The sequence below is a fragment of the Rhizobium sp. NFACC06-2 genome (genome assembly GCF_900101425.1).
GTDB classification, from domain to species: Bacteria; Pseudomonadota; Alphaproteobacteria; order Rhizobiales; family Rhizobiaceae; genus Agrobacterium; species Agrobacterium leguminum.
Genome location: NZ_FMVA01000015.1, coordinates 1 through 12,493 on the forward strand (window position 1 = coordinate 1; position 12,493 = coordinate 12,493).

Here is a 12,493-nt window from a genome sequence, read left to right on the forward strand (position 1 = left end):
TCATCGAACCTGTGGATCTTGGTGTCATCCGGCGTGATGAAGACGGTATCGCCGTGTTTGCATTCGAACTCGCCATCGGTGCGGGCAGTAATCGGCCCGATGCCGTTCACCTCGAGATGCAGGAAGGTATCCGATCCGAGATGTTCGGCGACGGTGACCTTGCCCTGCCACAGCCCGCTTTCCTTCGACAGCACCAGATGCTCCGGCCGCACGCCGGCGGTGGTCGCGCCCTTTTGGCGGGCGAAGTCACCGGTCACCAGGTTCATGCGCGGCGAGCCGATGAAGCCGGCGACGAAGAGGTTGGCGGGGGAGCGGTAAAGCTCCATCGGCGAGCCGACCTGCTCGATATTGCCGCGGTTGAGGACGACGATCTTGTCGGCCATGGTCATCGCCTCCACCTGGTCGTGGGTGACGTAGATCATCGTCGTCTTCAGCGTATTGTGCAGTTCTGAGATTTCCAACCGCATGGTGCCGCGCAGCGCCGCATCGAGGTTGGAAAGCGGCTCGTCGAACAGGAAGGCGGAGGGTTCGCGCACGATGGCGCGGCCGATGGCGACACGCTGGCGCTGGCCGCCCGACAGCTGCGAGGGCCGGCGCTCGAGATAATCGGTAAGGTTCAGCACCCTTGCGGCGTCTTCGACCTTTTTATCGATGATCGCCTTGTCGAGCTTGGCCATCTTCAGCGGAAAGGCGATGTTGTTTCTCACACTCATATGCGGATAAAGCGCATAGGACTGGAACACCATGGCAAGGCCGCGCTCGGCGGGCGCGCGCTCGGTCACATCCTTGCCGTCGATGACGATCTTGCCGCCGGAAACATCTTCCAGCCCGGCAATCAGGCGCAGCAGCGTGGACTTGCCGCAGCCGGAGGGGCCGACGAAGACGACGAATTCGCCGTCATGGATATCGAGATCGATCGACGGGATGACTTTCGCCTCACCGAAGAGCTTGGACACGTTCTGAAGGGAAATGCTGCCCATGTTTGTCGTTCCTTATTTCACGGCGCCGAAGGTCAGGCCACGCACGAGTTGTTTCTGCGAGAACCAGCCGATGACGAGAATGGGGGCGATCGCCATCATCGAGGCGGCCGAGAGTTTTGCCCAGAACAGCCCCTGCGGACTTGAGAAGGAGGCGATGAAGGCCGTCAGCGGGGCGGCATTGGTGGTCGTCAGCCGGATGGTCCAGAAGGATTCGTTCCAGGCGAGGATGACGTTGAGGAGCAGCGTCGAGGCAATGCCCGGAACCGCCATCGGCGTCAGCACATGCACGATCTCGTTCCACAAGGATGCGCCATCCATGCGGGCGGCTTCCAGAATCTCGCCGGGGATTTCCCGGAAGTAGGTGTAGAGCATCCAGATGACGATCGGCAGGTTGATGAAGGTGAGCATGATGGTGAGCCCGATGCGGGTATCGAGCAGGCCGGCATTGCGGAAGATCAGGTAGATCGGCACCAGCACGGCGACGGCCGGCATCATCTTGGTGGAGAGCATCCACATCAAAATGTCCTTGGTGCGCTTGGTCGGCGAGAACGCCATGGCCCAGGCGGCGGGAATGGCGATGATCAGCGCAATGATCGTCGAGCCGAGCGACAGCACCACCGAGTTCATGAAGGGCTTGAAGTAATCGCGCTGGGTCTGGACCGTCACGTAATTCTCGAGCGTGCCGGACGGAATGAGGCTGAAGCCGGCGATGGCCTCCGGCTCGGTCTTGATCGAGGTGAGGAAGGCATAGAGGATCGGGAAGAACAGCAGCAGCGCCACGGCCCAGGCCGCGATGGAAAAGCCGATCTTTGCGCGAGTGGTTGTCTTGCGGGCCATGATGTTTCCCCCTTACCGGTCGAGGTTCTTGCCGACGGCGCGCATCAGGAAGATGGCGACGATATTGGCGAGGATGACGGCGATGATACCGCCGGCCGAAGCCCCGCCGACGTCATAGCCCAGAAGTGCGGTGCGATAGATGAGGAAGGCAAGGTTGGTGGAAGCGTAGCCTGGGCCGCCATTGGTGGTGACGAGGATTTCCGCGTAGACGCCAAGCAGGAAGATCGTCTGGATCAGAATGACGACGGTGATGGCGCGGGAAAGATGCGGCAACGTCAGATAGATGAAGCGGTTGACGAAGTTGGCGCCATCCATCTCGGCGGCTTCCTTCTGTTCGCCATCGAGCGACTGCAGCGCGGTCAAGAGGATCAGTGTTGCAAAGGGCAGCCATTGCCAGGCGACGATGATGATGATGGACAAGAGCGGAAACTGCGCGAACCAGTCGACCGGCTGGAAACCGAAGAAGCGCGACAGATCGGCAAGCACGCCGTAACCGGGATGCATGATCATGTTCTTCCACACCAAAGCAGCCACCGGCGGCATGACGAAGAAGGGCGAGATGATCATGATGCGCACGATGCCCTGGCCGAAAATGTCATTGTCGAGCAGAAGCGCAATGGCGATGCCGCCAACCACCGTGATGAGCAGCACACCGCCGACGATCAACAGCGTGTTCCAGATCGACTGGAAGAAGGCCGGGTCGGTATAGAAATACTGGTAATTGAACAGACCAGCGAAGCTGACATTGGCCGGGTTGAGGAGATTGTAGTTCTGGAACGAGAACCAGAGCGTCATCGCCAGAGGCACGATCATCCACACCAGAAGCAGCAGCACCGATGGCGCAAGCATGACCCGCGCTAATCCGCTTGTGTTTCGGGTTGCCATGAGTTTCCCCTCCCTGACCGATACCCGCAACGTCTCCGCTGGGGCGTCCCAATTTAACGATTGTCTTAGTGACGATCTTCGCCCGTCGCCGCATGGTAGGTCGCCAGCACCTGATCCACTGCCGCGACCAGAACCTCCTCCATATTCTTTCCTGCAACTGCCGCGAGAGGCAATTCACCGAGATACTGGCGCAGCAGGGGTTCGGGAATTGTCTTCCCATCCAGCGCCTTATGCAAGGCGGAAACGGCCGCAAGCGCTTCCGGCCGCGTCCAGTAATAGCGGATACGGTCGCTGTAGCTGTAGTGGCGCTGCAATCGCAGCGTGATGTCATCGCCATGATAATGTCCGCGCCAGTCGCCAGGTGAGGAAAGCATCAGCTCCTCCATGGTGCGCGCCAAAGGACGGTCGCCATAATCGCCGATCATCTCGGAGGCGATCATGTCGAGAGCGTAAAGCGCCTCGCGATAGGCGAAGGTCAGGCCGGGGCCCACTTTCAGGATGGGATATCCATCGCATACTAGTGTCGTGAGGGCGGCCTGCGTCTGGTAATCGGTGGAATGGGCCTCGAAGACCAGTTGCGGTTCGGCGTCCAGCACGGCGCTCAAGGCGGTGGCCGCTTGCGGGTCGTAAGCGACGACATTGTCGCTGCCGAATTCCACGCCGGGCTGCACGACGAAGGCGATGACCCGTTCGAACGCATCGGAAAGGCCGTGTCGCGCGAATATTTCGCGGTGAAGGTCGATGGTCTGGCGCGCCGCCTGCGGCTGCGTCGGCGCGACCGTGTCGAGCACATGGTCCGCCCCGCCCGGCACCGGCACCTCGGTGCCGAGAATATAAAGCGGTTTCGGCAAGCCGGCAGCCGCGGCGGCCTTTTCGGCGACGGTTGCAAGTTTGGCGGCGCGGTTGGCTATCGTGTCGTCGTCCAGCGCCGCCGGTTCACCGGCGCAACCCATCGAGGCATCGAGATGGATCTTGCGAAAACCCGCCGTCACATAGGCCTCGACCATGGCGGCAGCTTTTGTCAGCGCTTCCTCGGCCGTTTCCCTGCGCCAGGGATTGGGGCCGAGATGATCTCCGCCAAAAATCACCAGTTCGCGGGGCAACCTTTCTTCCTCGGCAATGCTGTTGACGAAGCTGACGAAGTCCCGTGGCGTCATGCCGGTATAACCGCCGAGATGATTGACCTGATTGCAGGTTGCCTCGATCAGCACCGGTGTACTGCCAGCGGCGGCACGGCGGATTGCGGCGCGCAGGACAACGGGATGGGCGGAGCAGACGGAGGTGATGCCGGCGGGCTTGCCGGAGCGGCGCGCGGCGGCGAGATTTTCGAGTATACCGGTCACAGGATTTCCTCCGACAGTTGCGCGGCCAGAAAGGCGTCGAGTTCGGAAAGGCTGGCGGCGCCCTCCATCGGGCCACGGCGGGTGACATTGTGCGCGCCGGCGGCATTGGCATAAGTGAGCGCCTTCTGCGGATGCATGCCGAGGCGGCGGCAGGTGAGATAGGTCGCACCGAAACAGTCGCCGGCACCGGTCGGGTCTATTTCGCGGACCCGCAAGCCGGGGACATCAATTCGTCCATGGGCGCGGCTGAAATGGCTTGCGCCATCCGCGCCGCGCTTCAGCACGATTTCGCCGATACCGGAGGCAAGCAGCTTTTCGATTGCTGCCTCCTCATCATCCAGACCGGAGGCTGCCTGAAGCTCCTCACCGGAGGGCAGGAGAAGATCGGTAACACCAAGCAGATCGTCGATCAGCCTGCGGCCGGCGTTGCCCTGCGCCAGTTCCTTGCGGATGTTGGGATCGAAGGAGACCGAGCCGCCGCGCGCCTTGACGCGTCTGATGGCTTCGAGAATGATTTCGCCAATGCCGGCAATCGCGAAGGCCGATCCCATGACATGCACATGGCCGGCTTTTTCGATGAGAGCCTGCGCTTTAGCCGTCATATGCGTTTCGCTGGCCGCCGAATGGGCGATGTTGAAAACGAAGTCCCTTGCGCCATTTTCCCGGTAACGCACGAAGGCGCTGCCCGTCGGCCGGTCGGGGATGGTGGCGATGGCTGAGACGTCGACGCCGTCGCCGCGCAGCCTCTCGACATTGAGACGGCCGAAATCATCGTCACCCACTGCGGCAATGATGCCGGCGGCTCCGCCGCAGCGCGCCACCTGATCGATGAAGATGGCGGGTGCGCCGCTCGGGAAGGGGCCGATCAGCGCCTGCGGCTCGAGAAAGCCGTTTCCCACCGTCGTCGCCATGATCTCCACGAGGATTTCGCCGGCCGTGATGGTCGGGCCATTCGTGTGCGGCGTCAGTGCGGATGCCTGCCTCATCGTCTCCTCCATATGCATTCGGCTCCCGTCCTTTTGGCGGAGGTAATCCCGCCGTCCCGAGAGCTTCTGGTTTTCGGATATCATTCAAAAATTTACGCGCGTCAATATATGAGATGACGAAAATTTTGTTGCATCGCAGCACGAAGAACGCCTCTGGAAATAATTTTTTATGATATTATTCGCTTTAAAACAGTGAGTTACTGGTTCGAGCGACGATGTCTCCATGCTCCGATTTATTTTCGGACGTTGACAATGGAGCGGATTTTGCGAGATAAAAAATTTACGCATGTATTGTTATGCGTGGACATCCGTAAAGGAGGAGCGGGTCTCATGAGCAAATTAATTGGAATTCTGTCATCGTCCGTCGTTGGCATCGGCCTTTTCGCCGGTCTGGCGCAGGCGGAGGAAATCAACATCGCCACCGTCAACAATGGCGACATGATCATCATGCAGAAGCTTTCCAGCGCCTGGGAGAAGGAGACGGGCAACAAGATCAACTGGATCGTGCTGGAAGAGAATGTTCTGCGCGAACGCGTTACCACCGATATCGCCACCAATGGCGGTCAGTTCGACATCATGACCATTGGCGGTTACGAAGCGCCGATCTGGGGCAAGCAGGGCTGGCTGGCGCCTGTCGACGATCTTGGCGACGATTACGATTACGCCGATCTGCTCGATCCGATCAAAAAGGGCCTGACTGTCGACGGCAAGCTTTACGCGGTGCCGTTCTACACCGAAAGCTCGTTCACGCTTTACCGCAAGGATCTGTTCGACGCCGCCGGCCTGAAGATGCCGGATAATCCGACCTACGACCAGATCAAGGATTTCGCCGCCAAGCTGACCGACAAGTCGAAACAGCAATATGGCATCTGCCTGCGCGGCAAGCCGGGCTGGGGCGAGAACATGGCTTTCCTCGGCACCATGATCAACACCTATGGCGGCCGCTGGTTCGACATGGACTGGAAACCGCAGTTGACGAGCGAGCCTTGGAAAAAGGCGATCTCGGATTATGTGGCGCTGATGACCTCCTACGGCCCGCCCGGCGCGGCCGCCAATGGCTTCAACGAGAACCAGACGCTGTTTTCATCCGGCCGCTGCGCCATGTGGATCGACGCTACCTCTGCGGCGGGCCGCGTTTATGACCCCAAGCAGAGCCAGGTTGCCGACAAGACCGCGTTTACGCGTGCTCCGGTGGAGGTAACGCCGAACGGTTCGAGCTGGTCGTGGTCCTGGAACCTTGCAATCCCAAACAGCACGAAGAAGCTTGAAACCGCCAAGTCTTTCGTGAAATGGGCGACCTCGAAGAACTATGTGAAGACGGTTGGCGAAAGCGAAGGCTGGGTGGCCGTGCCCCCGGGCACGCGCAAATCCACCTATGAGCTGCCGGAATACAAGAAGGCGGCGCCCTTTGCGGATACGGTGCTGAAAGCCATCATGTCTGCCGACCCGTCCAAGCCGACCAAGGATCCGGTGCCCTATACCGGCGTGCAGTTCGTCGCCATACCGGAATTCCAGTCCATCGGCACGATTGTCGGCCAGCAGATCGCCGCTGCCCTTTCCGGCCAGCAGACCGTCGATGCGGCGCTCGAAGGCGCACAAAAACAGGTCGAGCGTGACATGACCCGCGCGGGCTACATCAAGTAGCCGCGTCCTCCCGGCGTGCCGCCCGTTCGTCACTTTGGCGGCGGGCGGCATGGGTGGGGCTTTCGCGCCCGCCTCCTCATTCCTGTGCTTGTCACAGGAATCTAGCCAGCCCAAGTCCTTGGGCTGGAAGGACTCTCTTGCCGCGTGAGAGCCGCGTCGGCTGGATTCCTGCAACAAGCAGGAATGAGGGGAGTGAGGAAAAGCATCGAACAACAAAAGAGCATGGACAGATTACCCGCCATGCATCACGGAGATCGACATGAGATTGAAGAACAAAGTCGCGCTGATTACCGGCGCCGCCCGCGGCATCGGCCTTGGTTTCGCGCAGGCTTTTGCCAATGAAGGTGCGAAGGTGATTATCGCCGATATCGATATTGCCCGCGCGACGAGTTCCGCCGCCGCCATCGGCCCTGCCGCCAAGGCCGTGAAGTTGGATGTAACCGATCTTTCCGAGATCGACGCCGTGGTAAAGGCGGTGGATGAGGAATTCGGCGGCATCGACATTCTCGTCAACAATGCCGCGATCTTCGACATGGCGCCGATCAATGGCATTACCGAACAGAGTTATGAGCGGGTCTTCGACATCAATCTCAAGGGACCGCTGTTCATGATGAAGGCGGTTTCCAATGTGATGATCGAGCGCGCGCGCGGCGGCAAGATCATCAATATGGCGAGCCAGGCCGGCCGTCGCGGCGAAGCGCTCGTCACGCTTTATTGCGCTTCCAAGGCGGCGATCATTTCCGCCACGCAGTCGGCGGCGCTCGCGCTCGTCAAGCATGGCATCAATGTCAACGCCATTGCACCGGGCGTGGTGGATGGCGAGCACTGGGAAGTGGTCGATGCGGAATTTGCCAAATGGGAAGGCCTGAAGCCGGGTGAGAAGAAGGCGGCGGTGGCGAAATCCGTGCCGATCGGCCGTTTTGCGACGCCCGATGACATCAAGGGTCTTGCGGTTTTCCTCGCCTCTTCCGACAGCGACTATATTCTCGCCCAGACATATAATGTCGACGGCGGCAACTGGATGAGCTGAAAAGCCGGAGATGACCATGCATGCCATTCAATTCGTCGAGAAGGGACAGGCCGTTCTGGCGGAAGTTCCCGTTGCCGATCTGCCGCCTGGCCACGCGCTCGTGCAGGTCAAGGCTTCGGGCCTCTGCCACACCGATATCGATGTGCTTCACGCGCGTTACGGCGACGGCGCCTTTCCGGTCATTCCGGGGCATGAATATGCCGGTGAAGTTGCGGTCGTGGCCGCCGATGTGACGGGCATAAAGGCCGGCGACCGGGTGGTGGTCGATCCGAATCTGCCGTGCGGCACCTGCCCAAGCTGCCGTAAGGGGCTCACCAATCTTTGCAGCACCCTGAAGGCCTATGGCGTTTCCCATAACGGTGGTTTTGCGGAATTTAGCCTGGTGCGCGCCGATCACCTGCATGGCATTGGTTCCATGCCCTATCACGTCGCGGCGCTGGCCGAACCACTTGCCTGCGTCGTCAACGGCATGCAGAGCGCGGGCATTGGCGAGAACGGAACGGAGGCTGAAAATGCGCTGGTTTTCGGAGCCGGTCCCATCGGCCTGCTGCTTGCCCTGTCGCTGAAAGCGCGCGGCATCGAGACGGTGACGATTGCCGATATCAACGAAAGCAGGCTGGCTTTTGCCGAAGGTCTCGGGCTTCAGGTGGCGGTTTCCGGTTCGGAACCTCTCCTGCGGCAACAGAAGTCTTTCGATGTTGTCGCCGATGCGACGGGTATCGCCCCCGTTGCGGAAGCGATGATCCCGCTGGTTGCCGATGGCGGCACGGCACTGTTCTTCGGGGTCTGCGCGCCGGATGCCCGCATTTCGGTCGCACCCTTCGAAATCTTCAGGCGTCAGCTGAAGCTTGTCGGCTCGCATTCGTTGAACCGCAACATACCGCAGGCGCTCGCCATTCTGGAAACGGATGGCGATGTCATGGCGCGGCTCGTCTCGCACCGGCTGCCGCTTTCGGAGATGCTGCCGTTTTTCACGAAGAAACCATCCGATCCGGCCACCATGAAAGTGCAATTTGCAGCCGAATGATCGTTTGGTGGTTGATAACCGCAGTCGACCGGCTTTTCGTGCGAAGGCCGGTCGATATAAAGTACCACATGTAATATTTCATGGGGGCAAGCACTTTGGCCAAATCTATCAGGACGATGGAAGAGTTTTCGGAATTCGTCGGCCTTTCGCGCCCGACTGTTTCGAAATACTTCAATGATCCGGCCTCGGTCCGCAAGAAGACGCGGGATGCCATCGAGGATGCGCTGAAGAAATCGGGTTTCCGGCCCAATATTTTCGCCGTCAATCTCAACCGCCGCCGCTCCAATATCATCGGCATCATCATCCCGAACTCCACCGATCCGTTCTATATGGCGCTGACGAGCCGTATTGAACTCATCGCCAACGAAGCGGGCTTCCTTGCTTTCGTGCTCTCATCGGATGGCAAGGCGGAAATCGAAGACCGCGCCATCCGCACTTTCAAGTCGATGAATGTCGCCGGCGCGATCATCGCGCCGCTGGGCGTCAAATCCCACCGCGCCACGCTGGAGCAACTCGCCGCCAGCATTCCGATTGTTTATGTCGATTCGCCGCTCGACGAGACCTCGGCCTTTGTTGGCACCGACAACCGCCAGAGTGTGGGGCTGATGGTGGATTATCTCTGCCGCTCGGGCGAGCCGCCCTGTTTCTTCGACATGCCGCAGGTCAATACCAATGCCGCCACGCGTCGCACCGCCTATGAGGAGGCCATGCGGCGCCTTGGTTTCGAGCCGCAGGTGATCAACGTTCCGGATATTGTCACCTGGGATTTCGAGCGTTTCGCCTTCGATGAGGCGGGCCGGCTGCTGGAAGGGGCGGGGTCTCTGCCATCGCGCACCATTCTGTGCGCCAACGACCGTATCGCCTTCGGTGTCATCGCAGCCGCCTTCCAGAAGGGCCTCAGGGTCGGCCATGGTGCGGATTATGACCTCAGGGTCGCCGGCCATGACGATCATCCGCTGTCGCGTTATGCCTGCCCGCCGATTACCACCGTGGCGCAGAATTATAATGAGATCGGCAGGCTGTCGATCGAGCTTCTGTTGCAGAAGCTGGACGAGGAGGCGGATGATACGACGCGGATGCGCGAGCGCATTCTCCTCAGCGCCGATCTGATGCTGCGCAAATCGGCCTGATGATTTGTTAGATAAGCTAAACAAAGAATCTGATTTTCTAAATAGAACTAATATTTGAACGCTCCTCAAGGTTGCTTTGGGAGGCGACCGCGAGAGCCGGCGCAAAGGCGTGCCGGTATCCGGGAGGAACGTTGGATCGTCATGCCGGCCATGCCGCGAGGGATAAGCCTTCGCTGCCTCGGTGTCGCATGGCCTTCGCCGGGCTGACTGGACATTCTCGCCAGCAATTTCCCCAGCGAAGGATGTCGCGGGTCTGGTGCCCGGCCTCTTCATTGCCTTCGCCTCTTCGTCTTCAACCACTTCTATTCGGTGCATTACGGTTACAATCCGCCGACACCGTTCAATTTCCGTCTGGTGGTCGTCACGGGTCTGCGCGCAATCCTGCCGACGCTGACGCCGCTGATCCTCATCATCGGCATTGCCAGCGGCCTGTTCACGCCGACGGAAGCGGCGGCCATCGCGGTGGTTTACGTAGCGGTGCTCGGCGTCATCGTTTACCGCACCCTGCCGGTGCGGGAGCTGCCGGAAATATTGATCTCGACGGCGCGCATTTCCGGCACCATCCTGTTCATCGCCGCCACCTCGCAGCTTGCCCCCCGGGTCTTCACCTTCGATGGGCTGCCCGCCAGCGCTTTTCGGCTGTCACGCCGGCCAGAGGGAAACAGTGGTTCCATTGCGCCTGCGCCTTCACCGAATGGATCAGCCGCTGGTTCTGCAATTCCTCGGGGAGGAATTTACCCGCACCCTGATAATTCGGCGAACAGACCGGCAGGAATTCCTCCTCCACCAGCCCTTCCACGAAGAGGCCCGGCCAGCGGCCATCGCCATGGCGCAATTCTATATCGACAAGTTCCTGCGAAAAATCGGTCGGCTCGTTGGTGCCGTCGAGGCGCACTTCCAGTTCCGGGTGTTCCTCCAGAAAGGAACCGAGACGCGGCAGCAGCCATTTGTTGGAAATGGTCGGCGTCGCCCGGATCGTCAGCGTGGTGACAGAGCGGAAGCCGCGAATACTGTCTGTGGCGTCCAATATGTTCTCGATCTGGGCGGTGATCCTCGAAAAATAGCGCTCGCCCGCCTCCGTCAATGTCACCTTGCGGCCGGTTCGCGCCATCAGGGTCGTGCCGAGCTGGCCTTCCAGCAACTGGATCTGCTGGGAAACGGCCGAAGGTGTGACGCTCAGTTCCTCCGCCGCCCGCGAAATGCTGCCGGCCCTTGCCGCGGCGTGGAAAACGAGGATCGATTTTATTGGGATTTGCGTGGGTAGGGCTTTGCTCAACGGAATACGGCGGTCACCTGAGTATCACAGGTGACCGCCGTGTTGAAAAGCGTTGAACGCGAGGCTTTTAGCGGTGGCTCGGCAGTTTCGGCAGGAACACCGTGAGCAGGCCGAGCAGCGGCATGTAGGAGCAGATGCGGTAGACGAATTCGATGCCCTCCTTATCCGCATAAACGCCAAGAACCGCAGCACCGATGCCGCCGAAACCGAAGGCGAAACCGAAGAACATGCCGGCGATGAGGCCGACGCGGCCCGGCACCAGTTCCTGTGCGAACACGACGATGGCCGAGAAGGCGGAGGAGAACACGAAGCCGATGACAACGACGAGAATGGCCGTCCAGAACAGGTTCGCATAGGGCAGCAGCAGCGCGAAGGGAATGACGCCGAGGATCGAGAACCAGATGACGACGCGTGAGCCGAAACGGTCGCCGATCGGGCCGCCGAAGAACACGCCCAGTGCCGAAGCGCCGAGGAAGAGGAACAGCAGAACCTGCGCGTCCTGAACACCAAGACCGAATTTGTCGATGGTGTAGAAGGTGAAGTAGCTCGACAGGCTGGCGAGATAGGCATTCTTGGTGGCGGTCAGAACCACCAGCACCAGAAGCGTCATCATGACAGTGCCACGCGCAAGCGGAAGGGTGCGGCTGGCCGGCGCCTTTCCGACCGTTGCGCGGCGGTGGCGGGCGTACCAGACGCCAACCCAGGAAAGCACGCCAAAACCGACAAGCGCGATCAGCGAGAACCAGCTGAGGCTCGTCTGGCCGAGCGGGATGACGATGAAGGCGGCGAGTAGCGGGCCAATGGCCGTGCCGGTATTGCCGCCCACCTGGAAGAAGGATTGTGCCAGACCGTGACGGCCGCCGGATGCCAGGCGCGCAACGCGGGAAGCTTCCGGATGGAAGATCGCCGAGCCGATGCCGATGAGGCAGGCGCCGATCACCAGAACCTCGAAACTATGGGCAAAGGCGAGCGTGATGAGGCCGGCGCAGGTGGAGAGCATGGCCACGGGCAAGGAGAACGGCATGGGCCAGCGGTCGGTCACCATGCCGACAACCGGCTGCAGCAGCGAGGCGGTGACCTGAAAAGCGAAGGTAAGCAGGCCGATCTGCATGAAATCGAGCGCGTAATTGGCTTTCAGCAACGGGTAAAGCGACGTCAGCAGCGATTGCATGATGTCGTTCAGCATGTGGCAGAAGCTCGCGGCTGCGATGATTGAAAACGCCGTGCGTTGCGGGTTGAAGCTGGTGCCGGCGCTGGTAACAGTGGCCATGATGAAGTCCTCTCGGGTTCCCCGCGGAAGACGGGAAACATGTCTTTATTTCTTCCCGCTTTTATTCATATTGTTTCTGGCCTGC

10 protein-coding genes and 2 pseudogenes are annotated in these 12,493 nt (G+C 60.2%); 5 read left to right on the top strand and 7 right to left on the bottom strand.

Annotated elements, in window-relative coordinates; genetic code table 11:
* The 5 genes from F3H58_RS21295 to F3H58_RS21315 all read right to left on the bottom strand — a co-directional run.
* The coding region (locus F3H58_RS21295) for an ABC transporter ATP-binding protein (protein WP_149743676.1) at window positions 1-980 on the bottom strand (980 nt) is incomplete at its 3' end.
* Between the two features lie 12 nt (window positions 981-992).
* Window positions 993-1,817 carry a carbohydrate ABC transporter permease gene (locus tag F3H58_RS21300; RefSeq protein WP_003525171.1) on the bottom strand — a complete coding sequence of 275 codons (825 nt, stop codon included), beginning with the start codon at window positions 1,815-1,817 and terminating at the stop codon, window positions 993-995.
* A 12-nt stretch (window positions 1,818-1,829) separates the two neighbouring features.
* Window positions 1,830-2,702, bottom strand: coding sequence for a carbohydrate ABC transporter permease (locus tag F3H58_RS21305; protein WP_080857880.1), 873 nt, complete (start codon window positions 2,700-2,702; stop codon window positions 1,830-1,832).
* A 65-nt stretch (window positions 2,703-2,767) separates the two neighbouring features.
* Entirely contained in the window at window positions 2,768-4,045 is a 1,278-nt protein-coding gene (locus F3H58_RS21310) for a D-tagatose-bisphosphate aldolase, class II, non-catalytic subunit (RefSeq protein ID WP_149743677.1), read from the bottom strand.
* Window positions 4,042-5,049 carry a tagatose kinase gene (locus tag F3H58_RS21315; RefSeq protein WP_188129015.1) on the bottom strand — a complete coding sequence of 336 codons (1,008 nt, stop codon included), beginning with the start codon at window positions 5,047-5,049 and terminating at the stop codon, window positions 4,042-4,044. Before F3H58_RS21315 ends, F3H58_RS21310 begins: the two co-directional genes overlap by 4 nt.
* A gap of 312 nt (window positions 5,050-5,361) precedes the next feature.
* On the opposite strand from F3H58_RS21315, the gene F3H58_RS21320 reads away from it, so the two are divergent.
* From F3H58_RS21320 to F3H58_RS21340, 5 genes and pseudogenes are all read left to right on the top strand, one after another.
* Window positions 5,362-6,675, top strand: a complete 1,314-nt coding sequence (locus F3H58_RS21320; protein WP_185740861.1) for an ABC transporter substrate-binding protein — start codon at window positions 5,362-5,364, stop codon at window positions 6,673-6,675.
* A gap of 259 nt (window positions 6,676-6,934) precedes the next feature.
* On the top strand, window positions 6,935-7,705 hold the full coding sequence (locus tag F3H58_RS21325) for a galactitol 2-dehydrogenase (protein ID WP_149743679.1): 771 nt from the start codon (window positions 6,935-6,937) through the stop codon (window positions 7,703-7,705).
* 16 nt (window positions 7,706-7,721) lie between these two features.
* Window positions 7,722-8,732 (top strand): D-altritol 5-dehydrogenase, encoded by a 1,011-nt coding sequence (locus F3H58_RS21330; RefSeq protein WP_149743680.1) that lies wholly within the window; start codon window positions 7,722-7,724, stop codon window positions 8,730-8,732.
* Window positions 8,733-8,848: 116 nt separating this feature from the next.
* Entirely contained in the window at window positions 8,849-9,862 is a 1,014-nt protein-coding gene (locus F3H58_RS21335; RefSeq protein ID WP_065656182.1) for a LacI family DNA-binding transcriptional regulator, read from the top strand.
* A 244-nt stretch (window positions 9,863-10,106) separates the two neighbouring features.
* A pseudogene (locus tag F3H58_RS21340) lies at window positions 10,107-10,504 on the top strand (TRAP transporter large permease subunit); the annotation flags it as partial.
* Here the strand turns inward: F3H58_RS21340 and F3H58_RS21345 are convergent.
* Window positions 10,485-11,138: pseudogene (locus tag F3H58_RS21345) on the bottom strand (LysR family transcriptional regulator); the annotation flags it as partial. The pseudogenes F3H58_RS21340 and F3H58_RS21345 sit on opposite strands and share 20 nt — an antisense overlap.
* A 67-nt stretch (window positions 11,139-11,205) precedes the next feature.
* Complete coding sequence (locus tag F3H58_RS21350) at window positions 11,206-12,408, bottom strand: MFS transporter (protein WP_149743681.1); 1,203 nt, start codon at window positions 12,406-12,408, stop codon at window positions 11,206-11,208.
* Window positions 12,409-12,493: the final 85 nt, after the last annotated feature.